This window comes from Achromobacter sp. (assembly GCF_049647645.1).
In the GTDB taxonomy this organism is placed as follows: domain Bacteria; phylum Pseudomonadota; class Gammaproteobacteria; order Burkholderiales; family Burkholderiaceae_B; genus Achromobacter.
Map to the genome: position 1 here is coordinate 1 of NZ_JBARYB010000268.1, position 24881 is coordinate 24881.

Below are 24881 nucleotides of genomic sequence, written 5' to 3' on the forward strand. Positions count from 1 at the left end.
AAGTCGCCCAGCGTGCCCAGCAGCCGCTCCGCGCGCAGCCAGGCCTGTTCATGGGCGGCGCTGCGCGCGCGCCAGTTCATCCAGGCGCGGCGGTCTTCGGCCGACACGGCGCCGGCGTGCATGACGACCAGCCATTCGGCGGCTTGGTCGAGGATGGAGTCGTCCAGGGCGCTCATCGGCGATTCACTCCATGCACGCCAGGCACAGTCGGAAGGCGCGGGCCATGTAGCGCTTTACGGTGATGAGCGATACGCCGATCCTGCCGGCGATCGCTTCGTACGTCAGTCCTTCGATCTGCGACAGCAGGAAGGCACGTCGCACAGGCGTCGGCAAGGCATCCAGCATGGCGTCGATTTCGTGCAGGGTCTGCAGGATGATCAACTGGCGTTCCGGCGAGGGCGCCTGGTCTTCGGGCAGTTGCGCCAGCGCTTCCAGGTAGGACTGCTCCAGCGCGCGGCGCTGATACCAATTGACCAGGATGCCGCGCGCTACCGTGGTCAGATAGGCGCGGGGTTCATGCAGCACGGCTGGCAGGCGCGAATCGAGGATGCGCGCAAAGGTATCGTGCGCCAGGTCGGCAGCGTCGCCCACATTGCCCAGCCGGCGGCGCAGCCAGAGCTGCAGCCACGCGTGATGGTCGCGGTACAGCGTGCCGACTTGCTGGCGCGGATCGCAGTTGTCAGCCTCCATGGGCTTCTCCCCGGGCTGACGGTTGCAGCCTAAATGCAAATAAGAGTGTTTCGCATTTTATGGCAAGGGTGAAGCACAGGCAATCCGGCGGCGCATATGGCCGCCAGATCGCGGGTACCGACGGCTACAGGTAGGCGAGAGTGATGATGTAGCCCTGGGCATCTTTCTGCCCAGGCCGCGAGGCCTTCAGGGACACGGGCTGCACGTCGACCTGCACGCGACTGGCGCTGACGCGGTCGCGGGCAGGCTTGCCGGCGGCGTGGGCGCGTTCGGCATCGCATTCCAGGCGGACCGCTACTTTTCGGGGTTGAACCTGGGGCATGCACGATGCAGCCTCTACGATGGCGCCCTGGAAATGGATGGTTCCATCCGCCGCGTGGGCAGCGGGAAGGACGCCGGAGGCGCACAGCAAAAGCAGGGATAGGCGATATTGGAGCTTGGACATGACAGCAACTCCTTGCGACTGGGAACGGAGGGGATAGCTATGTCTGTCTTCACCTCCTTTACGGCATCCGGCGGCGAAAGTTAACGGCAATCCGCCGGCGGGCTGTGTTCTAGCGCGCGAGCCGATGCTGGCTTGCAGCCGTATTGCAGGAGCGTCAGTCCAATCGACGAAACGCCGCCGTGGCCGAAACTTGGCGCACGGACTACTGCTCGATGCGGGGGAAGGAGGGGCTCGCTACGCGAACGGAGGGGAGGAGTATGGGTGGCATCGTGGGGTCCTTGGAGCGCGCTTTTGGGGGCGCGGGGCGGTCAGGGACCAGGAACGGACTGTCGGCCAACACGAAATGCGTGGTTTCATTGTGGCAGGTCGCGGCGAAAAATCAATATTTAGCGGCCGACGTGTATGCGCGATCCGTCCCGGCGCGTGCGCAGGCCGTAGGTCTGGGCCAGCATGCCGACGGCCAGCGGCAGGTCGTTGGTGGGGAAGGCGCCAGAGACCCGCAGGGGGCGCAGAGATGTATCGCAGTCGATGCGCTCGTCGCCGTAGCGCATCAGTTCGTCCGCCCATTGCAGCACGGGCATGTCGTCCGCTACCAGCAGCCCCTTGCGCCAGGCCAGGGCATTGGCGTTCGCGGCTTCGATTGCGCCCAAGCTGTCGCGGTCGAACCGGACTTGATGGCCGGATTCGATGATGTTGCCGCCGGGCTTGGCGCCGGTCCCGTCCGGGTGGATCTGCACGGCGCCTTCGTACACGGCCAGAAGGGTGTAGTCCGTGAGCTGGCGTACGGTGAAGCGCGTTCCCAGAGCCAGCATCAGGCCATGATCGCTCTGCACCAGGAAGGGGCGCGGCGGACGCTGTGTGTCCGTTGCGGTCGCTATATGGATTTCGCCCCGGCGCAGGCGTAGCAGCCGCTGCCGCTCGTCGTAGCGTACGTCCAGCGCGGTGTCGGTGTTCAGCGCGATCCGCGCGCCGTCCTCCAGCTTGATGTCCAGCCGTTCGCCCACCGCCGTGACGTAATCGGCCGCCAGCCAGTCGCGCCAGGCTTGATGCCGCCATGCCAGCCAGCCCAGGGGCGCCGCCGCCAGCAGCACGACCAGGCTGCGCAGCATGGCGCGCCTGCCCGCGTGCGCGGGACGCTGCAGCGTGGGCTTGGCCAGGACTGGCGGCACGGCGCCGATGCGGGCGAGCAGCCGTTCGGCGCGTTTCCAGGCGCGTTGATGTTCGCTGCTGCTGCCGCGCCAGCGTTCGAACTCGACCTGCTGCGCGGGCGCGAGCGGCGCGTCCTGCATCAGCAGCAGCCAAGTGGCAGCTTCCTCCAGGATGTGCGGGGAAAGGGCGGCGTCATTCATCGGGCATCAGGCTCAGGCATGCCAGGTAGGCTTTGTGGATGTAGCTCTTGACGGTGGGCACGGCCACCTTCAGCGCCTGCGCGATCTCCTGCTGCTTCATGCCGTCCAGCGTCGCCATCAGGAAGGCCTGTTTGACGCGGGGCTTGAGCGTGTCGAGCATGGCGTCGATCTCGTGCAGGGTCTCCAGGATGATGCTCTGTCGTTCGGGCGAAGGGTGCTGCGGCTCGGGCAGCGCGGCCAGCGCTTCCAGCCAGGCGCGCTCCAGTGTCTGGCGGCGCATCCAGCTGAACAACACGCCCTTGGCCACGGTGGTGAGGTAGGCGCGCGGCTGCTGGATGGACTCGCGTCGCGTATCGCTGCGGCTCGCCAGGATGCGGACGAAGGTGTCGTGAGCCAGGTCGTCGGCCATGCCCGCGCCCCAGGAATGCAGCCGGTAGGCGAGCCAGTTGCGCAGCCAGGCGTGGTTCTCGGTGTACAGGGCCGCGATGCTGTCGCGCTGCGGGACGGGGAACAGGGGACTTGGGGTGGTCATCACGGGGACGGGCGCTTCAAGCAGGGCCGGGCAAGGGCCTGGCCAAACGCCGTATTGGCAATTAAATAAAAACAATTATCATTCAGGTTTTGGCGGTTCGCAATATTCAGGGGGCGATGTGAAGTCAGCAAGCAACAGCGCAGGCCCTGTATCCACGGCTGGACCGGACGATTTCGATGGCGGCGATCCGCGCAGTCCGCAACGCGTGAAAAATAATTCTGCGAAAAACATATCCCTTTTCCGATCTCGTGCGGCAAGGGGTCTGAGAACTCGCGCCAGGCGCGGGACCCAGACCCCACGAGTTAGGAAAAGCATGCATCGAGTCCGCCGTCCTTCCCTTGGTCCGCAATCGCCATGGCGCTTGCGCCCGGTTGCGTTCGCGCTGCGTTGCGCCTTGATCAGCCTGCCGGCGTCCGCTGTCGCGGCGCCCACGCAGACGCCGCAGGCGACTGCGCCAGCCGCGCCGGCTGCGGTCTCCGTCGCACTGGACGATCCCGCGCCGCGCAGGTACGACATTGCCGCCGGGCCGTTGGGTGCGGCGCTGGGCAGTTTCGCCAGCCAGTCGGGACTGCTCTTGTCGTTCGACCCGGCGTTGACGCGCGGATTGACGGCGCCTGCGTTGGCGGGGCGTTACACCGTGCGCAGCGCCTTGCAATTGCTGCTGGCGGACACGCAGCTGCGGCTGGTGCCGCGCCAGGACGGCAGCTACGCGCTGGCGCCGGCGCAGGGGGCAGCCGCTGGCGCATTCGCTTTGCCTTCGGTGCTGATTACCGCCGACGCCCTGCCCGAGAAAGAGGTCTACCTTGCTCCGCGCTCCTCCGTGTACCTGTCCAGCCAGGACATCGACCGCTTTGGCCGCGTGTCGGCGGGAGACCTGCTGAAGGGCGTGCCCGGCGTGCAGGTGGGCGACAGCCGCAACGGCGGCGGGCTGGATGTGAACATTCGGGGCATCCAGGGGCAAAGCCGCGTGGCGGTACGGGTGGACGGTTCGGAACAGGCGCTGGACGTGTACCGGGGCTATGCGGGCACGCAGCAGCGCAGCTATATCGATGCGGACCTGATCAGCAGCGTGACGATCAACAAGGGGCCGTCGATCAAGTCCGGCGCGATTGGCGGTTCGGTGGAGATGCAGACCATTGGCATCCAGGACATTCTGGTGGACGGCAATACCTTCGGCGTGCGCCTGACGGGCGACGTTTGGAACAACGGCGTCGCGCCCGCCCAGCGCGACCCGAACGAGCGCAAGGGGAGCCTGATGTCGCCGCCGCACGACAGCCGCGGCAGCCTGTTCGGTTCGCGGGCGAAGTCCGGCAGCATCGCGTTGGGGTACACCAATGACAAGCTGGACCTGGTTGCCGCCTATGCGCGCCGCAACCAGGGCAACTACTTCAGCGGCAAGAAGGGGCAGGACCGCTATCGCGTCTACGACAAGTATGGCGATGAGCAGGACAGTGTCGCCACCGTGTACAACGCGGGCGAGGAGGTGCTGAATTCCTCGGCCGAGACCGAGTCTATCCTGCTGAAAGCGACGATACGGCCGGCGGACGGCCATACGCTGAGCCTGGGCTACCGCAGCTACGACGGACGCATGGGCGAGATCATGCCGTCGGACATATTCCGCATGGGGACCGCGGGCATCTATCAATACCCCTTGAGCGACACCAAGATCGATACCTACACGGCGCGCTATAACTTCCAGCCGGCGGGCAACCCGCTGCTGGACCTGACGGCCAACCTGTGGATGACGGATGCCAAGACCAGCCAGTTGACCTCGGTGCTTGCGCCGACTTCGCAGGCGTACCGTTCGGACCGCAACTGGACCCGGCAGGCCGACCGCCGCATCGGCGGCGACCTGGGCAATACCTCGCGCTTCCAGACCGGCGTGGGCGATTTCAAGCTGGATCTGGGCGGATCGTTCCAGATCGAAGACATTCGTCCGCAAAAGGGCGTGGTCACCACGCAGCACGACATCAACTCCAATCGCATGCTGCGCGATGCCTCCAGGCAGGAGTTCAGCTTCAGCGGGCAGCTGGATTACAAGCCGACCGATAAGTTGACCCTGTGGGGCGGCGGCCGCTACAGCCACTACACCAACAAGGACAACGGCGTCTACGCCACCGCGCGGCGCGAGGAGCGCGAGTTGCGCTACGTGTCGGCGTCCAAGCCCGGGGGCTGGGGCAGCATGATGTGGTTCCCGGATCAGAATGGGCAGTACACCGACGCCACGGATCCCCGGCTGAACAACGGGATCGTGTTCGGGGACTCCAACAACCCCTATGACGGCGTGTCCTTCAATGACTTCGGCGCGACCAGCACCCGGGTCTACCCGTCGCAGGTGTCGGAGGTGGTCACGGGTTACGGCTATTCCGGCAAACAGCGCAGCAGCGGCGGCGGCTTCGCGCCGTCGGCGGGTTTCAACTTCGAATTGGTGCCCGATACCTTCGTCTATGCCTCCTACACACAGGGCCTGCGCCTGCCTTCCTTGTTCGAGACCAGTCGGGGGGTGCTGCAGACCGACCCGGGCAAGGGTCTGAAGCCCGAACGCTCGAACAGCTGGGAGGTCGGGGCCAGCACGCTGCGCGGCAATGTGCTGGCGGACGGCGATTCCGCGGCTATCAAAGTGGCGTACTTCAACAACAACATCAAGAACTACATCACCCGCTATTACGATCCCACGCCGGGCATGAACGGCCTGATGCGGTTCAGCAATGCCGACAGCTACAAGACCAGCGGCCTGGAGCTGCAATCGCACTACGACGCGGGGCGGGTGTTCGCGGATCTGTCGGCAACCTACTACCTGAAGACCGAGACCTGCGATGCGGCGTTCGCGGCGCGCTTGCGGGCGGGTGCGAACGAATACCAGAAAACCGGGAACACGCCGAACTGCACGCCCGGCAGCTTCATGGGTTCGTACACGAACACCCAGAATCCGCCGAGGCTGGCGGTGAACCTGACGACAGGCCTGCGCTTCTTCAACGACACGTTGACCGTGGGGGGGCGCATGACCTACACGTCCGGTCCCACCGCCAAGGCCGACCAGCCATGGCAGACCGGGGCGACCACGCCGCAACTGGTCTACCACCAGGTCACGCTGTTCGACCTGTTCCTGAACTACAAGCTGCGCGAGCACACCGTCGTGAATGTTTCGCTGCAGAACCTGACTGACCGCTATTACCTGGATCCCCTGGCCCAGAGTTTCATGCCCGCACCCGGCCGCACGCTGCGCGTGGGACTGCAGACCAGGTTCTAACCCGAGGCATCAGCCATGACACAAGCACCCCACACTTTCGCTGACCGGGCCAGGCGCCTGAAGGCGCTCACGACGTCCATGCACGATACGCTGGACCGCCGCATCATGGATGCCGGCATCTTCAGCAGCCGCGAGCGGTATTCGAGTTTTCTGCGCGTGCAGTACCGGTTCATGCGCGATGTCGACGCGCTCTATGCGCGGGCGGACCTGGTGGCGCTGCTGCCGGACCTGAGAGAGCGGCGCCGACTGGATCTGGTCGAGCAAGACCTGGCGGACCTGGGCGCCGAGCCGCCGCCCGCGCCATCGGCCATCGGCGCCGATGCGCCGCTGCCGCATGCGCTGGGATGGCTGTACGTGTCGGAAGGCTCGACGCTGGGCGCGGCGGTTCTTTACAAGCTGGCCGGCAGCCGGCTGGGCCTGGACCGGGATTTTGGCGCGCGGCATCTGGACGGGCATCCCGAGGGCGTGGCCCGGCATTGGCGCGGGTTTGCGGCGGCCCTGGACGCGGTGCCGCTGACGCCGGAACAGGAGCAGCTCGTCGTGACGGGGGCCCAGGCCGCATTCGGGACAGTACGCGGCTATGTCGAGCAGGAATTCGCATGAGCCGCGCCTGGGCGCGTCGCGGCGCGCGCCCACGGCGCTCCAGTCCTGGCGGACCGGTGCGCGCCGCGTGGATGCTGCTGGGATTCCTGATGGTGGCGCTGGGCGTGATCGGCGCCTTGCTGCCTGTCATGCCGACGACCATCTTCCTGATTCTGGCGGCGGCGTGCTTTGCGCGCTCTTCCCCGCGCCTGGAAAACCAGTTGCTGACGCATCCGCGCTTTGGCGCCACGCTCAGGCAATGGCGTGAACAGGGGGCGATCAGCCGCAAGGGAAAGTGCTGGGCCGTGGCCGGCATGGCGTTGGGGTATGCCGCCTTTTTTTGGAGTACTCGTCCGGCTTGGTGGCTTGCCTTGGGCGTGGGCCTGGGCATGTTGGCATGCGCGTCCTGGGTGGTGTCGCGTCCCGCGCCGCGACATTCCCAAAGCGATTTTCAGCGTTGACTGCGGCCGCGATCACTTGTGGCAGGCCTTGCCTTGCGCGGCGTGATAGCCCTGTTTGACTGCGTCAGCCTCGGACATGTACGAGCCGGCCTTGGTGTTGCCGTAGTACTTGTCGCTGGGGCAGTGGTAGGCCTTGGAGCTGGAGTTGACCCAGACTTGGCCTGGCGCGCCGCCCATGGCGGGAGCGGACTTGGCCATGCCTTTGTCGGCGGGCATGGCGGCGGCGGGCGGCGCCATCTTGGACGGGGCCGACATCGGCGACGGGGTCGTGGCTGGCGGCGCGGTCTTGGTCGTGGGGGCCGAACTGGGAGACTGAGAGTAGGGTGTCTGGGCATAGACGCCCATGGCCGCCAGCAATCCCGCGGTCAGCGTGACCGACATGAGTAAGGACTTCATACGATTCTCCTGAAGAGAAGCGCGCGACGCTCTTGTAAGAACGCCGTTGGCCGCCCGGAGCGGACCACTGGTGCTCGGTATGAGTCCGGGCCCTTGCGGGTCAGGTGTCTCGCCAGCTCGCCCAGGCTACGCTGCGCACTACCATGCTAGACATTCGGCCCGCCAATATCAATGTGCGCCGAGGCGCGCGCGGCTGTCAGGTTTCTGTAAACTTGCGGGCTGCCGCCGCGCCCTGGACGGGCCGCCCTTCGCTTTCATGTGTCTTCATTTCCATGCCTGCTTCCGACGCCGCTTTCGCCGCCGCGCTCCGCGCTCCCGTCACCATGCCCGAGGACCTGGATCCACTGGAGCAATTCTTCCAGCGGCCGGAAGTCAGCGCGTTCCACGCCCGGGCGCGGGACGCAGGGCAGGCCGATGCCAGCCTGCGGACCTGCGCAGCCCTTTTGCCGTCGCTGCACCCCGGCCGCGCCGCGGCCGTGGCCTTGATGTGCGGTTCGCTGGTGGAAGACGGCGCCGATCCCGCGATTCTCTTTCCCGTCCTGCTTGGCTTGTTGCGGCAGTGGCTGCACACGCTGAGCCCGTATTGCGCGCAGGAGGTCGAGGATGATGACGATGAGGTGGAGGAGGTCGATCGCCAGGCCTGGCTGGACGCCCGGTCAAGAATGGCCGATGTGCCCGCAGATCGCCGCTGGGAAGTGGAAGCCCTGCACCAGGCGGCGGACCTGCTGGTGCTGCCGATGATGACCATGGCGCTGCGCGACCGGGGCAACCATGCCGCCTTGGTGTCCGACGCGGAACTGATGTCGCTGCTGCACCCCATGGCCACCAGCAACGACAGCCTGCCGTTCGAGAATCTGCATTATCTGTGGCTGGCTTCGCAGCTGGGCTACGAGGACGAGCTGGTGGTGGTGTTGCCGGCTTCCATGACGGGCTTCGTGGCGCGGGCGCATGCCGTCAATAACAACTTCCATGCCTTCACGCTGCTGCAAATCATTATCGGCGAGCATGCGCGCTCGCTGGACGTGCAGCGCGAGATCGCGGCGCGCGAGCCGGACCAGGATGGCGATACCGCGGATTTCCAGTGGCTGCAGGCCGATGCCTACGCCAATGGCGAACTGGTCAACGCCATGCGCTTTGCCTGGGGCGAGGCCTCGCTGCGCCACAACGTGTCGCGCCACGGCAAGCGGGTGCTGATCGCGCTGGAGACGGACGAGGGCATGAAGCGCAACTGGTCGGGCTTCAACGGCGCCATGCATGAAGCGCAGCAGCCGTCCATGACGTTCACGCGTCATCTCACCCCCGAAGAGGTCGCTTCCTACCTGGTCTGACCCGCAACTTTTAAGCGGGGCGCGTCCTGCCAGGGCGCGCCGCCCTCGCTTCAAACCCCCAGGTAGGCGCGGCGCAGCCCTTCATCGGCCAGGAGTTCGGCTCCCGGCCCGGACATGACGATCTCGCCATGCTCCAGCACATAGCCGCGCGCCGCCATGCTGAGCGAACGGTGCACGTCCTGCTCCACCAGCAGAATGGTGATGCCGCGCGCGTTGATGAGCGGCAGCTTGTCGAAGATATCCTTGACCATGATGGGCGCCAGCCCGATGGAAGGCTCGTCCAGCAGCAGGAGCTTGGGCGAAGTCATCAGTGCGCGGCCGATGGCCAGCATCTGCTGTTCGCCGCCGCTGAATGAGCGCGCGAGCTGCCGGCGCCGCTCGCGCAGGCGCGGGAACAGCTGGTAGACCCAGTCCAGATTGTCGCGGCTGCGGCGCTTGTCGCGCAGCACGTCGGCGCCGACCAGCAGGTTGTCCTCGACGTCCATGTGGCCGAACAGGCGGCGGCCTTCCATGACCTGGGCCATGCCCAGCCGCGCCACCAGGTGCGCGGGCAGGCCGCTGATGCGCTCGCCCAGGAAGCGGACTTCACCGGCCAGCGCGGGCAGGGAGCCCATGACGGTGCGGATCAGCGTGCTCTTGCCGGCGCCGTTGGCGCCGACCAGGCTGACGATCTCGCCTTCACCCACACGCATGTCCACGCCGCGCAGCACCTGCACGTCGCCGTAGCCGGCGTCCAGTTGACGGATTTCCAGCATCAGGCGGCCTCCCCCAGATAGGCGCGCACCACCTGCGGGTCGTTGGCGACCTGCTGCGGCAGGCCGTCGGCGATCTTGCGCCCCTGCTGGATGACGACGATGCGGTCGGAGAGCTGCATGATGGCCTTCATATTGTGTTCGATCACCAGGACGCTGATGCCGTCGCCGCGCAGCGACAGGATCAGCGCCACCATTTCCTCGGTCTCCACGGGCGTCAGGCCCGCCATCACTTCGTCCAGCAGCAGCAGGCGGGGCTGGGTGGCCAGGGCCTTGGCGACTTCGAGCCGCTTACGGCCCGACAGGGTGAGCGTGCGGGCGACCTGATGCTCGCGTCCGCCCAAGCCGACGCGCGCCAGCACCGCCTGCGCGATTTCCTCGGCCTGGGCCGGGGCGCGGTGACGCAGGAAAGCGCCGATCATGGCGTTCTCCAGCACCGTCATGTCGCCGAAAGGCTTGACGATCTGGAAGGTGCGCGCCAGCCCGGCGGTGCAGATGCGCGCCGGGTCCTGGCCGTTGATGCGGGCGCCGTTGAAGCGGATTTCGCCGCTGCTGGGCGGCACGAAGCCGGAGGCCATGGCGAACAGCGTAGTCTTGCCGGCGCCGTTGGGGCCGATCAGGCCGACGATTTCGTCGGCGCCGACCGCGAAGCTGACCTCGTCCGAGGCGCGCACGCCGCCGAAGTTGCGGCTGACGCTGTGGAATTCGAGCAGATTCATCGCGTGCCTCCGATGGCGGGGCCGGCAGCCTGCACGGGCGGATCGGCACGGCGCCGTGGCGCACGGACTCGGGCCAGTATCGCCATCAGTCCGCGCGGCTCCAGGCGGATGACGATCATCAGCAGGAGGCCATACAGCATCATGTCGGCACCCACCATGCCGCCGGTTACGGAGCGTGCCAGTTCCTCGCCGGGCAGCAGCAGCAACGCGCCCAGCACCGGACCCCACAGCGTGCCGCGTCCGCCGATGATGCAGACCACGGCGATGATGACGCTGAGGTTGGCGCCGAAGACCTTGTCCGGGCTGATATAGAGCACGAACTGGGCATAGAAGGTGCCGCCCAGCGCGGTCATGGCCGCGCTCAGCATGGCGGCCGTGAGCTTGTAGCGCCGCACCGGCACGCCCAGCGCCATCGCCGCGTCCTGGTCATTGCGCACCGCCGTCAGGCAGTAGCCGAAGCGGCTGCGCAGCACGTGGTGGTTGACCAGCAGCGCGGCCACGGTGAACGCCAGCGCAACGAGGTAGTAGAAGGCCTTGCCGGTGTGCTGGAAGTACAGCGGCGCGTCGCGCAGCAGCGTGACTTCCATGCCGCGCGGTCCGCCCAGCAAGGTGTCGGCGTTCTCCACCAAGGTCTTGAGCACCATGCAGGAGGCGATCGTGGCCAGCGCGAAGTAGGCCCCGCGCAGCTGCAGGCAGGACAGCCCCACGATCAGCGCGGCGCCCATCGCTACCACGGCGCCGGCCCACATGCCCAGCCAGGGACTGATGCCCAGGTTCACGAACAGCCAGGTCGAGGTATAGGCGCCCAGCCCGAAGTAGGCGGCGTGGCCAAGCGAAAGCTGGCCGGCGATGCCGCCCAAGATGTTCCACGACAGCGCCAGGTAGGCATACAGCAGCGTCATGGCGCCCACCGACAGCAGGTACTGGTTGCCGCTGGCCAGCGGCAGCAGGGCCAGCACGCCCAGGGCGGCGATGGCGACGGCCGAAGTCATTTTTTTCTTGGCCATCATTCGTTCTCCACGCCGAACAGTCCGCTGGGCCGGAAATACATGGTGGCGAGAAACAGCAGGAAGATGAGCGCCTCGGCATAGGTGATGGGGATCAGCTGGCTGCCGACGGATTCGAGCACGCCGACCAGGATGCCGCCCCAGAACGCGCCCGCTACCGAGCCTATGCCGCCCAGCACCACGATGACGAAGGCGCGCAGGCCAAAGATGTCGCCGACGAAGGGGTTGACCGGATAGAGCGGCAGCAGCAGGGCGCCGGCCGCGCCCAGCACCAGCAGGCCGATGGCGAACGACAGCCGGTAGACGCGGGTGCTGTCTATGCCCAGCACGCTGGCGGCCTCGCGGTCCTGGCCGGTGGCGCGGATGGCGCGGCCGGTGCGCGTGTGGCGCAGGAACAGCACCAGGGCCGCGGTGATCAGGCAGGCGAAAAACAGGCCGGCGATCTGCGGATAGGTGAAGATCAGATCGCCGGGCATCCAGACCTCGTTGGCCCAGGGCGCATCGATGCTGCGGCTGTCGGGCCCGGCCAGCGCCAGGAAGGCGTTGTCCAGGAAGATCCACAGGCCGGTGGTGAAGATGAGCACGCCGATCGGCTCGCGCGAGGTTTCCTTGCGATAGATGCCGTCGATCAGCCAGCGCTGGCAGGCATAGCCGACCGCGAACAGCGCCAGGGCCGTCAGCGGCATGGCGGCCAGCGGGTGCAGGCCGAAATGGCTGGTCAGCGCGAAGCAGACGTACATGGACATCATCAGGAAGGCGCCATGGGCGAAGTTGATGATCTTCATGACGCCGAACTGCAGGCTCAGGCCCAGCGCGATCAGGCCGTAGACGGCGCCGCTGGCGATACCGCCCAGCAGCGCCTGGAGTAGGGTAGTGGTCAAGGAAAGCTCCTAGCGGTAACGGGGCGCCGCCGCGCCGATGCACGCGGAGGGCGGCGGCGCCGGGTCGGTCAGGGCTGGGCGGCGGGCCAGACCATCTTGTAGGACTTGGAAGCCAGGTTCTCCGGCCACACGGTGCGGTACTGGCCGTCGGGCGTGATCTGCTGCATGACGTAGCGCTTCTCGGGGTTCTGGCCCTTGGCGTCGATCACGATGTCGTAGCCCACCAGCTTGTTCAGGTCGGTGCCCTGCAGCCTGGTCTGGGCCAGGGCGTCGCGGATGGCTTCCGGATCTGCCCGGCCGGCGCGCTCCAGCGCATCCTTGATGACCCAGACCGCGGCGTAGGCGCTGACCGAAAGCTCGTTGGGGTCGACCTTATAGGCGGCGACAAAGTCATCCCAGAACTTCTTGGCGAACGGCGTGGCGATGGACGACTCGTAGCCGGCCCAGCCGTTGGTGGTGTAGACATTGCCGGCGATGTCCTTGCCGACCAGCGGGATGAAGGTGCTGTCGATCTGGCCGGCCGCGCTGCCGACGTAGGTGGAACCGACCCGCATCTGCGCCAGCAGCTTGTGCAACTGCACCGCATCGGCGCCGTAGGAGGTCACGGTGACGACGTCGGGCTTCTTGCCCTTGATCTTGAGCACCAGCGGACGCAGGTCGGGCGAGTTGGGCGGATAGCCCTCGTCCAGCACCAGGTCGATGCCGGCCGCCTTGAACTTGGCGCGCAGCGTGTTGGCCATGTCCTGGCCCCAATCGGTGTTCTCATAGACCATGGCGACGGTCTTGGCGGGCTTGCCGGTGGTCTTGCCGGCATAGTCGATGAATGCCGCCATGCTTTCGGCATTGCCCGAAGCGGGGATCTGCGTCGGGCGGAACACGTACTTGAAGCCGCGCTCGGTGATGTCGGCCTTGGCGGCCAGGTCGACCACCCATGGCACGCGGTTCTTTTCCGCGACCGCGGTGGCGGGGAAGGTCACGCCGCTCTGAAAGGCGCCCAGCAGCACTGGCGTCTTTTCCCGGGTGATCAGGCGCTCGACTTCGGTCATGGCGACCTTGGCGTCGCCACGGGTATCCACTTCGACCAGTTGCAGTTGCGCGCCGCCCAGCGCCTTGATCCCGCCGGCGTCGTTGATGTGCTTGACGGCCAGATGCGTGGCGCGCGACATGTCCTTGCCGATCGAGGCGGTAGCGCTGCCCGACAGCGGAATCAGGTAGCCGATCTTGACAGGCTCGGCAGCCATGGCGGCGCCATGGACCAGCAGGGTGGCGCCGGCTGCGGCGAACAGGTGCCGCAAAGCGGCCGGGCGATAGGGAAAGCTCGTGCTCATGAGGATTTGTCTCCGGTATTTTTTGTGGTTTGTGTTTATGTATGCGAACTGTGCCGGCGTCAGCAAGGCGGCGGCGCGCCGAGAGCGGTGTGTGCCGCCAGCACCAATCGGTGCGCCCGTTGGTCGAGCAATACGGTGCGGCCCATGCGGTTCATGGTGTAGGCAAATGAAAGCCGGCGCTGCGGCCAGGCGAAAGCCAGCGAACCGCCGGCGCCGGTATGGCCGTAGGCCTGGTCGCCGAAACAGGCGCTGTCCAGGCCCAGCGCGCGGTTGTCCATCTGGCGCATGAAGCCGCTGGCATAGCGCGAGGGCACGCGCAGGCAGGCGTCGTCATCGGTCCGCGCCGACAGGGCGGTGGCCGCGGCCAGGGTGTCCTCGCGCAGCAGGCGCACGCCGTCGCGCGTCCCGCCCAGCGCCAGCGTCCCGTACAAGCGCGCCAAGCTGCGCGCGTTGCCGATGCCGCCGGCCGCGCACAGTCCGGCCGCATGGCCAGCGCGGCTGTTGAAGCCGGACGGGCGCCAGCCGCCGGTGTTCTTGGCATACAGCGCCGTCGGGCTGCCGGGCTCGTCCTTCAGCGACTGCTCGAAGGGGCTGAGCGGCGCTTGTGGCGCCGGGGGCGGCACGATGGGGGCAACGCGCGCTTCTTCGCTTTCGGGCAGGCCTATCCAGAAGTCCAGGTCCAGCGGCTGCGCGATGTGGCGCCGGAAAAACTCGCCGGGCATGCAGCCGCCGAGTCGACGCACCAGCTCGCCGACCAGCCAGCCGTAGGTCAGGCCGTGGTAGGCCACGCGTTCGCCTGGGCTCCAGAATGGCGCGGCGGCCGCCAGCCGGCATGTCATGCCTTCCCAGTCGAAAGCGGCGTCCGCCGGCAAGGGGTCGCGCAGCGCGGGCAGGCCCGCAGTGTGGTTGAGCAGCATGCGCGGGGTGGTGTTGCCCTTGCCAGCCGCGGCGTACTCCGGCCAGTAGCGGGCGACCGGCGCGTCCAGGTCCAGCTCTCCCGCTTCGGCCAGCATGTGGGCGCACAGCGCCGTGGCCGGCTTGGTGTTGGAAAACACGATACAGACCGTGTCGCGTTCCCAGGGCTGGCTGCGGGCGGTGTCGACCCAGCCGGCCCAGAGGTCGACCACTGGATAGCCGTCGACCTCGATGGCAACGGAAGCGCCCAGTTCGCCGCCGTCCTGGAAGTTGCGCGCGAAGGCGGCGCGCACCGGCTCGAACGCGGGATCGCAATAGCCGTGGATAGCCGGGGCCGCGCCGTCCAGCGCCTGAGGCAAGGTCGCGGCGGCCATGGTCAACGCGTCAACGGCGCGCGCGCGCCGTAGCCCAGCAGATAGCGCGCGTCGTGGGACAGTCCGGCCGCGACGCCGTCGGCCAGTGTGCTGGTGAAGTCGGCGAAGCCGCGCAGCCAGGACACGTTGTAGTTGCAGAGGATGGCGCGGCGCTCGCGGTCTGTATGGTTCGGGCCGGAGCGGTGCCAGGTGTTGGACAGCCAGATGGCGACCGAACCGGCGGGCGCGGTCAGCGTGACTTCACCGTCCAGCGGGCCGCTGCCCCAGGGCGGCGACTTGCGCAGCCTGTGGCTGCGCGGCATGACGCGGGTGGCGCCGTTGTCGGCGGTGAAATCGTCCAGCATCCAGACGTTCTGCAGCGTCAGCGGGAACTCGGGCAGCGGTTCGGCGATCTGGCCCAGCGGCGCGTCCACGTGCCAGGCGCCGCCGCCGGTGCCCGGGCCGATGCTGGTGGCCTGGAAATCGTGCAGGTTGCAGTCCTGGCCCATCACGCTGCGCACCATCGGCAGCACCACCGGGTGCTCGATCAACGGGATCATATCGGGCGCCTTGTTCAGCAGGTTCCAGACGCGTTGCGACTTGTCGTTGTCGAACAGGGTGGGCAAGTGCAGGAAGTTCTTCGACACTTTGTTGATGGGAACCGGCCAGCGCGTGTTCTCGTTGTCGCGGCGGTACTGGTGTATGCGGGCCACCATGCGCCGCGCTTCCAGGTCGCTCACCGTGTAGTGGCGCTTATAGTAGGCCAGGATGTCGTCGTCGTCCTCGTGCCGTTCATCGTCCAGCGGGAACGGATCGGCGCGTTCGGCGGCCATCAGGCTGGCCACGCGTTCGCGCGCCAATTCCAGCTGCCCCGCGTCCAGCACATTTTCTATGACGGCATAGCCTTCTTCGGCGAGCTGGTGTTGCAGCGCCTGCAGATCGAGTTGCTTCATGTTCCTCCCCTTGTGTTGGATGTCACTGCGAAATCGGGCTGGGCGCGGCCACGGGGGCCAGTGCGCTGCGCGCGAGCTTGCCTACGCTGGTGCGCGGCAAGGCTTGCGCCGCGCCGATGCGGCGCGGCACCTTGTAGCCGGCCAGATGCGTGGCGCAATGGGCCTGCAAGGCGCTCGTGTCCAGGCTCTGGCCCGGTGCGGGCGTGACCCAGGCGTGCACCACCTGTCCCAGCCGCTCGTCGGGCACGCCGAAGGCGGCGGCTTCGCCAACCTCGGGGCGCGACAGCAGCACTTGCTCCACTTCCAGCGGATAGACCTTGAAGCCGCCCACGTTGATGCAGTCGTGCCGCCGGCCCTGCAGATGGAGATAGCCTTCGTCGTCCAGAACCGCGACATCGCCGGTGTAGAACCAGCCTTCGCGCAGCGCCTGCGCGGCGTCCGGAGCGGGCTGGCGGTAGCCCGCCATCACATGGGGGCCGCGCACGCGGATTTCGCCGGGCTGGCCGGGCGGCAGCAGCCGTTCGCCATGATCCAGGTCCACGATCTGCAGCTCGCCGCCCGGCACGGGCAGCCCCACCGAACCCGGTTTGCGCGGACGGTGCATGGGATTGAACGCCAGGCAGGGGCCGGCTTCGCTCATGCCGTAGCCTTCGTAGATGGGGCAGCCGGCGCGCTGCTCGAAGCGCGCCAGGGTTTCGCGCGGCAGCGGCGCCGCGCCGGAGAAGCAGGCGCGCAAGCTGCCCACGCGCTCCTGGCTCAGGGTCGGGCTCAGCAGCAGGTCGTGGAAGATCGCGGGCGCGCCCGGCAGCAGCGTGACGCCGTGGGTGGCGATGGCCTCTATGGTGCGGGCGGCGTCGAAGCGCCGCATCACCACCAGTTCGCCGCGGGCGTGCAGGCTCAGGTAGAGCGACATCGAGACCGCGGAAACATGGAACAGCGGCATGACGCAGAGCACCACTTCGGCGTCGCGCCGGGTCGGCAGCCAGGCCTCGCGCTGCGCGATGTTGTAGGCGATCTGCCGATGCAGGATGTTCACGCCCTTGGGGCGTCCGGTGGTGCCGCCGGTGTATTGCAGCGTGGCCAGGTCCTCGTGCCGCGGCAAGTCCTCGGGCAGCGGACAGGCTTGCGGCAGCATGCCGAGCAGGCCCGCGCCGTTGCCGGTGCAAAGGATGGCGCCGGCGTCCAACCCGGGACACAGGGCGCCCAGGTCGAGCTTTACGCTGTCGTCGTGCAGCAGCATGCGGGGCGCGGCGTCTTCCAGCATGTAGGCCAGTTCGCGTTCGCGATAGCCGGGATTCAGCGGCACGGCCTGCGCGCGCAGCGCATGCACGGCGAAGGCGGCGACCGCCAGGTCCAGCGAATTCTGCATCAGCAGGGCGACGCGGTCGCCGGGCCGGACCCGCTCGCCCAGGCGGCGCGCCAGCGCTCCGGCCAGGCCGGCGTATTGCGCATAGTTCAGGCGCGCGCCTTCGAAGGACAGGGCGGGAAGATTGGGCGTTTCGCGGGCGGCGTCGCGCAGTAGGTGGACCACCGAATCCGCGACTGCGGGCAGGACGGGGGCGTTCATGCCTTGCCCTCTGCGGCCTTGCGCGCGGCCTTGGCGTCGCTGGCCTGCCACACGGTGGGCCGGCCCTCGCCGCCCAGCAGGGTGATGGGATCGGCGTTGTCGATATGGCCGTACTGCCCCTTGTAGATGCTGTAGCCGCACAGCTCCTGCAGGCGGCGCGGAAAGCGCCGCACCAGGTCGGCCGGGATGCCGAGCTGCAGGTTTTCCTGCTGCCGCATCCAGCCGGCACAGTAGTAGCACGACAGCGCGTAGCGGCGCGCATTGCTGTCGTTGGCGCCGCCCTTGTGCCACAGCGCGCTGTCGAACAGCATGACGCTGCCGGCCTTCATGGTGGCCTGCACGGTCTCTATATCCTGCGCGCCGTAGGACGGGGAAGAATCGTAGCGATGGCTGCCAGGCACGATGTGGGTGGCGCCGTTCTCCGCCGTGAAATCGCTCAAGGCCCAGATGGCGTTGATCGCCAGCGGCGGCCGCGGCCGCGGCAGGGCCAGTTGCTGGGTGTCTTCGTGCAGGGGTTGGGCGCCTTGCCCGGGCGCCAGCGTCAGCGAGCACAGCGAGGACAGCAGCAATTCGCGGTCCAGCAGGCGTTCGGCCAGGGCCAGCACCTCGGGCTGCAGCGGCACGTCCCAGAAGCGCGGGTCGTAGACCAATAGGTTGTTGATGCGCACCGTCTTGCGGCCTTCGAACGAGGTCTTGGCATAGCCGAGGTTGTGCTCGGCCTCGATCCGGATCAGGGCTTCCAGCAGTTGGCTGACCTGCTCGGGCGGAATGATCCCGGGCAGCACCACGAATCCGTCGCGTTCAAAGGCTGCGATCCGCTCGTCGAGCGGTTCGGGCGTGGACATCTTTTGTCTCCTGATGGGGCCTGGATCCGGGTCCGGCGATATAGGTCTGTGCGTATAATCGGCCGGTAGTCTTCGCCCTGCCAGCGCGTAGCGTCCACGGCAGTGGCGCAAAGCGTCCATCCCCTAGAAGATGGCGGCCCCCGTCGGCATGATCCGGTACTCAAGATGAGCGCGCAGGCCTACCACCACACCACCGATGTCATAGCGCCGCAGGATCAGTTCGCGTACTGGCGCGATGCGATCTGCGATGCCTACGTGCCGCTCGAACCCGAGCGCGATGCCGCGCGCAGCTTCCGCGGCCAGATCGACGGCCTGCTGCTGCCGGACTTGCACGGCTCGACCATCACGGCGCAATCCCATGTGGTCAGGCTGTCCGCGGCCGGCCTCTCGGCCCGCACGCAATCCCCTTTTTTCGCCAACCTGCTGTGCGCCGGCGAGGCCGTGGTCTCGCAGGACGGAAGCGCCATGCGCGCGCGGACCGGCGACGTCTACGTGGTGGATTGCGCTTCGCCCTGGGAAGTCGATTTCCGCACCGATTTCCGCATGTTCTGCATAGAAATCCCGGAAGGCCTGCTGCGGCCGCAGCTGGGGCGGCGCGGGCGATTGGCCACGCCGGTGCTGGACGGAAGTTCAGGGGCCGGGCGGGTGCTGGCCAGCTACATGCGCCTGGTCAGCGAATTGCCGGCGAATGAACTGCAGCAGGTGCAGGCGCTGATGGTCAGGCATTGCGGCGAACTGCTGTCGCGGACCCAGCTCGAAGGAACGGACGTCAGCGCGCAAGTCGCGGAGCGGGTGCGGAATGAAGTCCTGGATCGAATTCTGGCGCTGGTGCAGCGCCGCCTGGCCGACCGCGGCCTGACGCCGGCATCGGCCAGCGACGAGCTCGGCATTTCGCGCAGCTATCTGTTCAAGATACTGGCCGAGCACGGCTTGAGTTTCAGCGCCCATGTGCGGCAGTGCCGGCTGGAGCGGTGCCGCCAGGCCATCGAAACCCAGCCTGGCCGTTCCATCGCGGACATCGCCGCCAGCTGGGGATTCGAGGAAGTTTCCACGTTCAACCGGGCGTACCGCGCGCACTATGGCCGCTCGCCAGGCAGCGAGCGCGGCGGTGCGCCCTTGCGGGCAGGGTAGCGGCGCATCACCACTTGCTCTGGCCCTGCGGTTGCTGCATCTGCGGGGCGTTGGCAGGCCGCACTGTGTCCACGTACTTCTTGTAGGCGGCAACATACTCTGGGCTGCTGATGTCCGGGGTGCTGTCGCTGTCCCAGTTTCTTTCAACGCCGGATTGCTTCCAGGCAGCCAGATCCCGTTCGACCTGATCGCGGCTTAGCTGGACGTCGGACGGGGGCGCCGCGGTGGTGGGCGCGGCGGACATTTGTGCGACGGCGGGGCCGGAGAGCAGGGCGCAGGCTGCCAGGACGACGGGAATCGCGGCGCGGACGGTGAGGGCGGTGTTCATGAAATGCTCCTGATGACGTGAGTGACCGCAGCATTGGAAACCGGTGTCCATGGGGGCTTGCGGCAATGCAGCCCGGGGCAGGGACAGCTGCGCAACCGGATTGGCGCATTGATGTTTTTCTTGGGCAGACCGACCCGGCCCGCGGCGGGCGCGGACACGCTCCTGGCGCGGAGCCGCGCCGCCAGGTTTACGACTCGGGCCGGATAGGGCGTCCGGGCCTCATGCCTTCGTGCTCATCGTAGGACGGCGCAGGTGGACGCCACATACTCAATATTGAGTACGCCATGCCGGCGGGGGAGCGCGCTTAGAGCAGCGAAGCCAACCGGACGAGTTCGGACTGGCGGTTGCATTCCATCTTGCTGAGCAGGGACGCCACCTGTTTGCGCACGGTCAGCACGGAGGCGTGGCGCAGGGTGGCGACTTCTTCCACGCTATGGCCCATAGCAAGTCCGGCCAGCACCGCCGCTTCGGCGTGGGTGATGGCGAACACGGATTCCAGCCGGTCGACGTCGGGTTGGGCGAAGGCGCTCTTGCGCCGCATGCGCACCAGCAGCATGCGGTTGCCGATCAGGCTCAGCGCTTGCGGGGCCGCGCTGATGTCGATCCAGGTCAATTCGCCCCAGCCGACGGCTGCCGCCAGGGACCGCGCCTTGCCGTCGCGTGCAACCGCCTGGCAATAGGCGTCGAACAGCGCCTGTATTTTCGCGTTGGGATGGAGCAGCTTGCCGCCGCGCACGTTCCAGCCGTGCGCGTCGTCCAGGTACCGCATGGCGAGCGCGGACATTTTGTCCACGATTGCGTCGCGGCTGATCAGCAGCACGGCTTCGCCGACATCCGAGAGCGCGCTTTCGATGGCCGTCCATCCGATGGCGAGCGCTCTTTCGCGCTGGGCCAGCCGGCTTTGCAGCAGGCGGAAGTACTCGGCGAAATCGCCGGACTGGAGCCGCTCGCTGGCCTTGCTGTCCACGGTCGAGCGCTGAAAGGCAATGGCGGCGCGCAGCATGGCGTTGGATTCGATCACCAGGCACAGCACTTGCGCCATGCGGTGCTTGAGCATGAAGTCGGTGTAGAACTCGGAGCGCTGCAATTGCCCGCGGTCGCTCATGGTGGCGGTGTCCAGCCACGTACCCACGGGAAGCAGCCGCGAGTCCTGTTCGACGATGTCGCAGCTGTAGTAGTGGTTCCGGTAGTCCGCGGCGCCGGCCTCGGGAAAGCTCACGGAAGACAGATCCAGCAGCTTGTGGCGGGCATCGAAGACGATCAGGGTGCCGCTGTCGGCCCCCACCATGTCGCGGGCGGTCTGCAGGATGTCATTCCAGGGCGGAGCGGGATCCGCCAGGTGGTCCAGCGCTTCGAGCGCGCGCCGGACGGCAATCTGGTGTTCAGCCATTTGGTGCCTCCAACTCTGGTTCAGACGCAAACGCTGTCACGCATCACGGATCGTTGTAGAGGTGGCTCCGGCCCCAGATCGGGAGGAGCGCTGCGCGGCCGTGGGCGGGCGGCGCATCGGCAAGACGGGCCGGTCTGATTGACGACGGTCCTGCCATGAGGAAATTATCCTCGCAAAATCTCGGGCCAGATGAAAAAAATGGGTACCGGGCGGGTATGAAAAGGGTCCGGATCCATAGCCGGGCGCCCCATGATCCGAGAGCTGGTGCGCGCGTACCGGGCCATGCTTACCGGTGCGCGCCGAGAAACGGGGTCAGGGCTGCGCGCCGCCGCCCGGCGGATGGATCGCCGCCTGCCACAGGTCCAGGAAATGCCGCTTCTTGAGCGGGTCCAGATACACCAGCAGTCCCACGCCCAGTCCCACCGGCCGCACGCCAGCTTCCGGATTGACCGAAGCGCTTACTGGCCGCATGCCGGACTGGCGGGCGACTATTTCCTGGCCGCGCGGCGACAACAGGTAGTCCAGGAACATCGCGCCCAGGTCTGCGCGCGGCGCCTGCCTGGGAATGATGGCGGAGCGCGACAGCATCAGCGTGTAGTCCTGCGGATACACGATGGCCAGCGGCGCGCCCTGGCCGATGCGGTGCCGGGTATAGGATTCCAGCAGGTTGTAGGCCAGGGTGATCTCGCCGCGTTCGAGCTTGTCCAGGGCGTCTTCGGTGGACGCATGGACAGTGACGCGGTTGCGGCCCAGCTCGGCCAGCAGCGCGCCGGCCATGCTGTCCAGGCGGGTGTCTTGCGTGGCCGCCAGGTAGCCGATGCCGCTGCCCTCGACGTCATAGGTGGAGATGGCGCCGGCCAGCGGCTGGCCCGGCGCCTGCAGCAGGGACAGCAGTTCGCGCCGGGTGCGCGGCGCCCGCTCGGCCGTGAGCTTGCCGGTGTTGTAGACCATGACGATGGGGTCGGTGCCGATGCTGAAAACTTCATCGCGCCAGTTGGCCCAGGCGGGCAGGGCGCGGGTCTCGGGCGAGATGTGCGCCTGTGCGTAGCCGTCGTTGACCAGCTTGGTCTGCAGGTCCATGGCGCTGCTGATGACGATGTCGGGGCCGGACCTGGACGCGGGCGTCTGCGCGGCGCGGGCGATGGTTGCGGCGTACAGCTCCTGCGTGGACAGTTCGGTGTATTCCAGGCGCAGGCCGGGGTTGAGCCTGCTGAAGTCTTCCAGGACGCCGCGGAACACCTGCACGCTGTTGGAGGCGTGCACGACCAGCACGTTCCTGCTGTCGGCGGGACCCAGCGCCAGGCCCTCGGCGCTGGTTTCCGCGGCATGGCCGGTTGCCGCCAGCAGCAGGGCGGCCAGCGCCGCCAGCAGGCGCAGGGGTTTCAAGAGATCAAGCTTCATGGGGTCGGGCCGGCAGCGTGACCACGGCGTCCAGGCCGCCGCCCACGCGGTTGCTCAGGGCCAGCCGGCCCTGATGGATGTCGACCACGCGCTTGATGATGGACAGCCCCAGGCCGGCGCCGGGAGCGCGCGGGTTCGGACCGCGCACGAAGCGCTCGAAGGCGGCGTTGGCCAGCGCCGGCGGAATGCCCGGCCCCTGGTCGGATACGGCGATGCGCCAGCCTTCGTCCAGCGGCTCCAGCCGCACGTCGATGTGGCCGTCTTCGGTGGCGCCGTGGCGCAGCGCATTGTCGATGAGGTTCTTGAACGCCTCGCGCAACATCAGGCTGTCGCCCAGCATGGTGGGGGGGCTGCCGGGCGCATGGGCGGGCAGGTGCAGGCGCACGTCGGGTTGGGGATCGGCTTGCGGGACCGTGTCGTACACCGCCTGGCGCAGCAGCTCGGCCAGGTCCACCGGCTGGAACTGGCGCACGTTGCTGCGGTGGATGACGCTGGCATCGCTCAGCAGCTGGTTGACCAGCCGCGAGAGCTTTTCGGCGTTGCGCAGCACGGCCAGCAGGCTGCGGCGCTGTTCGGCGGGGTCTTCCTCGTCCAGCGCCACTTCCATCTGCGCGTGCAGCGCGGCCAGCGGCGTGCGCAACTGGTGCGCGGCCTCGGCGATGAAGAGGCGCAAGGTGTCCAGGTTTTCCGACAGGCGCGCCATGAAGCCGTCGAGCGAGTGCACCAGCGTGTCGAGTTCCTCGGGTACGGGGGCGACGATCGGATGCAGATCGGATGCGCTGCGGGCGGCCAGTTCGCGTTCGATGCGGCGGATGGGCGCGAGCGAACGCAGCAAGCCCCAGTAGGCCAGCGCCAGCGCCGCGGCGGTGAAGCCGATCAGCGCCAGCGTGCCCTGCCACAGTATGCCGGCGGCGAGCGCGGTGCGGGCTTCGCGGGTCTGGGCGACCTGGATGAGCGCGGTCTCGGCCTCGCGCGGGCCGGCGATCTTGCGTTCCATCCAGGCGATGCGCACCGGCTCGCCCTGGTAGCTGGCGTCGTACAGGCGGGGCGAGTCGGCCGGCCCGTCATTGCCGCGGCCGGACGGCGCCGGCAGGTCCTCGTAGCCGGAGATCAGCGCGCCGCCAGCGTCGCCGACGCGGTAGAACACGCGGTCGCTCGGCGCCTGCTCCAGCAGCGCCAGCGAGGCATAGGGCATGTCCATGCGCCACTCGCCCTGCACCAGCTGCAGGCTGTCGGCGATGGACAGCACGGAGGAGCGCAGCAGTTGGTCGTAAGTGGTGTCGGCAGTCTGATTCGCGTAGCCGCGCACCAGCAGGTAGAGCGTGGCCAGGGCGGCCACGAACAGCGCCAGCAGCATGGCCAGCAGGCGGCGCTTGATCGAGATGCGGCCCTGCGCGGCGGCTGGCCAAGCGGGTTCAGTCGCGGCCGGAGCCGGACGCGGCGGGGCTGTCGTGGTCATCGGTGGCGGTCAGGAGGTAGCCGGTGCCGCGTTGCGTTTCGATGCGCAACGGCGAGCCTTCGAGCTTGCGGCGCAGCCGGGCGATATAGACCTCGATGGCGTTGGGCGCGGCATCGTCGTCGAAGGCGAACAGCTTGTTGGCGATTTCGGTTTTGCTGACGGCGCGGTTGATGCCGGCCAGCAGGATTTCCAGCAGGCTGTACTCGCGCTTCGGCAGCTCGATGCGCTGTCCGGCCAGCGTGACCTGGCGCGCGGCGCTGTCGATGACCAGTTCGCCAAAGCGCAGCACGCCAGCGGTCTGGGCGCTGGGCCGTCGCAGCAGGGCGCGGCAGCGGGCTTCCAGTTCGCGGAAATCGAAGGGTTTGGCCAGGTAGTCGTCGGCGCCGGTATCCAGGGCGTGGACACGGTCCTCGATGTCGATGCGGGCGGTCAGCGCCAGCACCGGCGTCTTGCTGCCGCGGTCGCGCAGGCGATGCAGGATGTCGAAGCCCGACATGCGCGGCAGGCCGATGTCCAGGATGACGAGATCGAAGGTTTCGTACTGCAAGACGCCGTCGGCGCTGAGGCCGTCGTTCTGGCAGTCGACGGCATGGCCGAGACGGCGCAGCCGGCGCACGAGTGCGTCGGCAAGGTCCGCGTCGTCTTCGATCACCAGTATGCGCATAGGGACGATTGTCGCATGGGAGGAATCTGAAACCGTTCCCAACGCTGCACGTCCGTTCAGAAACGACAGGTTGTAGACAGCTTTTATTTCTAGTCTTGCGGTCGCGCTTCCCCTGCCGGAGGCGCGACACACGCATAACAACGACTAGCCGGAGA

At 67.4% G+C, this 24881-nt stretch carries 25 protein-coding genes; 5 read left to right on the plus strand and 20 right to left on the minus strand.

Annotated elements, in window-relative coordinates:
• From WBB14_RS30705 to WBB14_RS30725, 5 genes are all read right to left on the minus strand, one after another.
• Positions 1-176: FecR/PupR family sigma factor regulator (locus WBB14_RS30705; protein WP_424243145.1), on the minus strand; the 176-nt coding region annotated here is incomplete at its 3' end.
• A gap of 7 nt (positions 177-183) precedes the next feature.
• Positions 184-690: a sigma-70 family RNA polymerase sigma factor gene (locus tag WBB14_RS30710; RefSeq protein ID WP_424243114.1), complete on the minus strand. Its 507-nt coding sequence runs from the start codon at positions 688-690 to the stop codon at positions 184-186.
• A 124-nt stretch (positions 691-814) separates the two neighbouring features.
• The gene (locus tag WBB14_RS30715; RefSeq protein WP_424243115.1) at positions 815-1135 is read right to left on the minus strand and encodes a hypothetical protein; all 321 of its coding nucleotides are present in this window, start codon (positions 1133-1135) and stop codon (positions 815-817) included.
• Positions 1136-1521: 386 nt separating this feature from the next.
• The gene (locus tag WBB14_RS30720; protein WP_424243116.1) at positions 1522-2484 is read right to left on the minus strand and encodes a FecR domain-containing protein; all 963 of its coding nucleotides are present in this window, start codon (positions 2482-2484) and stop codon (positions 1522-1524) included.
• Positions 2477-3016: a sigma-70 family RNA polymerase sigma factor gene (locus tag WBB14_RS30725; RefSeq protein ID WP_424243117.1), complete on the minus strand. Its 540-nt coding sequence runs from the start codon at positions 3014-3016 to the stop codon at positions 2477-2479. The genes WBB14_RS30720 and WBB14_RS30725 overlap by 8 nt, the downstream gene beginning before the upstream one ends.
• A 313-nt stretch (positions 3017-3329) precedes the next feature.
• On the opposite strand from WBB14_RS30725, the gene WBB14_RS30730 reads away from it, so the two are divergent.
• From WBB14_RS30730 to WBB14_RS30740, 3 genes are read left to right on the plus strand one after another with little or no spacing between them, the layout of a single operon-like run.
• Positions 3330-6266: a TonB-dependent receptor domain-containing protein gene (locus tag WBB14_RS30730; RefSeq protein ID WP_424243118.1), complete on the plus strand. Its 2937-nt coding sequence runs from the start codon at positions 3330-3332 to the stop codon at positions 6264-6266.
• Between the two features lie 15 nt (positions 6267-6281).
• Positions 6282-6869, plus strand: a complete 588-nt coding sequence (locus WBB14_RS30735) for a biliverdin-producing heme oxygenase (protein ID WP_424243119.1) — start codon at positions 6282-6284, stop codon at positions 6867-6869.
• Entirely contained in the window at positions 6866-7309 is a 444-nt protein-coding gene (locus WBB14_RS30740) for a YbaN family protein (protein WP_424243120.1), read from the plus strand. Before WBB14_RS30735 ends, WBB14_RS30740 begins: the two co-directional genes overlap by 4 nt.
• Before the next feature lie 12 nt (positions 7310-7321).
• On the opposite strand, the gene WBB14_RS30745 is transcribed toward WBB14_RS30740, so the two are convergent.
• Positions 7322-7705 carry a hypothetical protein gene (locus WBB14_RS30745; RefSeq protein WP_424243121.1) on the minus strand — a complete coding sequence of 128 codons (384 nt, stop codon included), beginning with the start codon at positions 7703-7705 and terminating at the stop codon, positions 7322-7324.
• Positions 7706-7977: 272 nt separating this feature from the next.
• On the opposite strand from WBB14_RS30745, the gene WBB14_RS30750 reads away from it, so the two are divergent.
• On the plus strand, positions 7978-9033 hold the full coding sequence (locus WBB14_RS30750) for a hypothetical protein (RefSeq protein ID WP_424243122.1): 1056 nt from the start codon (positions 7978-7980) through the stop codon (positions 9031-9033).
• A 50-nt stretch (positions 9034-9083) separates the two neighbouring features.
• Here WBB14_RS30750 and WBB14_RS30755 read toward each other — a convergent pair whose 3' ends face one another.
• From WBB14_RS30755 to WBB14_RS30795, 9 genes are all read right to left on the minus strand, one after another.
• Positions 9084-9788 (minus strand): ABC transporter ATP-binding protein, encoded by a 705-nt coding sequence (locus WBB14_RS30755; protein ID WP_424243123.1) that lies wholly within the window; start codon positions 9786-9788, stop codon positions 9084-9086.
• Entirely contained in the window at positions 9788-10504 is a 717-nt protein-coding gene (locus WBB14_RS30760) for an ABC transporter ATP-binding protein (RefSeq protein WP_424243124.1), read from the minus strand. The genes WBB14_RS30755 and WBB14_RS30760 overlap by 1 nt, the downstream gene beginning before the upstream one ends.
• Positions 10501-11514 (minus strand): branched-chain amino acid ABC transporter permease, encoded by a 1014-nt coding sequence (locus WBB14_RS30765; protein WP_424243125.1) that lies wholly within the window; start codon positions 11512-11514, stop codon positions 10501-10503. The genes WBB14_RS30760 and WBB14_RS30765 overlap by 4 nt, the downstream gene beginning before the upstream one ends.
• A complete protein-coding gene (locus WBB14_RS30770) occupies positions 11511-12392 on the minus strand; it encodes a branched-chain amino acid ABC transporter permease (protein WP_424243126.1) in 882 nt (293 codons plus the stop codon). Before WBB14_RS30770 ends, WBB14_RS30765 begins: the two co-directional genes overlap by 4 nt.
• A 68-nt stretch (positions 12393-12460) precedes the next feature.
• A complete protein-coding gene (locus WBB14_RS30775; protein WP_424243127.1) occupies positions 12461-13720 on the minus strand; it encodes an ABC transporter substrate-binding protein in 1260 nt (419 codons plus the stop codon).
• 59 nt (positions 13721-13779) lie between these two features.
• Complete coding sequence (locus WBB14_RS30780; protein WP_424243128.1) at positions 13780-15009, minus strand: serine hydrolase domain-containing protein; 1230 nt, start codon at positions 15007-15009, stop codon at positions 13780-13782.
• Positions 15010-15011: 2 nt separating this feature from the next.
• Positions 15012-15941 carry a phytanoyl-CoA dioxygenase family protein gene (locus WBB14_RS30785; protein WP_424243129.1) on the minus strand — a complete coding sequence of 310 codons (930 nt, stop codon included), beginning with the start codon at positions 15939-15941 and terminating at the stop codon, positions 15012-15014.
• Positions 15942-15963: 22 nt separating this feature from the next.
• On the minus strand, positions 15964-17508 hold the full coding sequence (locus WBB14_RS30790; RefSeq protein WP_424243130.1) for a class I adenylate-forming enzyme family protein: 1545 nt from the start codon (positions 17506-17508) through the stop codon (positions 15964-15966).
• Positions 17505-18353: a phytanoyl-CoA dioxygenase family protein gene (locus WBB14_RS30795; protein ID WP_424243131.1), complete on the minus strand. Its 849-nt coding sequence runs from the start codon at positions 18351-18353 to the stop codon at positions 17505-17507. The genes WBB14_RS30790 and WBB14_RS30795 overlap by 4 nt, the downstream gene beginning before the upstream one ends.
• 165 nt (positions 18354-18518) lie before the next feature.
• Between WBB14_RS30795 and WBB14_RS30800 the strand changes: the two genes are divergently transcribed.
• A complete protein-coding gene (locus tag WBB14_RS30800; RefSeq protein WP_424243132.1) occupies positions 18519-19484 on the plus strand; it encodes a helix-turn-helix domain-containing protein in 966 nt (321 codons plus the stop codon).
• 7 nt (positions 19485-19491) lie between these two features.
• On the opposite strand, the gene WBB14_RS30805 is transcribed toward WBB14_RS30800, so the two are convergent.
• The 5 genes from WBB14_RS30805 to WBB14_RS30825 form a co-directional block, all read right to left on the minus strand.
• A complete protein-coding gene (locus WBB14_RS30805; RefSeq protein WP_424243133.1) occupies positions 19492-19812 on the minus strand; it encodes a DUF4148 domain-containing protein in 321 nt (106 codons plus the stop codon).
• A gap of 304 nt (positions 19813-20116) precedes the next feature.
• Positions 20117-21202: a helix-turn-helix transcriptional regulator gene (locus WBB14_RS30810; protein ID WP_424243134.1), complete on the minus strand. Its 1086-nt coding sequence runs from the start codon at positions 21200-21202 to the stop codon at positions 20117-20119.
• A 312-nt stretch (positions 21203-21514) separates the two neighbouring features.
• On the minus strand, positions 21515-22603 hold the full coding sequence (locus WBB14_RS30815) for an ABC transporter substrate-binding protein (protein ID WP_424243135.1): 1089 nt from the start codon (positions 22601-22603) through the stop codon (positions 21515-21517).
• On the minus strand, positions 22593-24062 hold the full coding sequence (locus WBB14_RS30820) for a sensor histidine kinase N-terminal domain-containing protein (RefSeq protein ID WP_424243136.1): 1470 nt from the start codon (positions 24060-24062) through the stop codon (positions 22593-22595). The genes WBB14_RS30815 and WBB14_RS30820 overlap by 11 nt, the downstream gene beginning before the upstream one ends.
• Entirely contained in the window at positions 24019-24726 is a 708-nt protein-coding gene (locus tag WBB14_RS30825) for a response regulator (protein ID WP_424243137.1), read from the minus strand. The genes WBB14_RS30820 and WBB14_RS30825 overlap by 44 nt, the downstream gene beginning before the upstream one ends.
• Positions 24727-24881 lie beyond the last annotated feature (155 nt).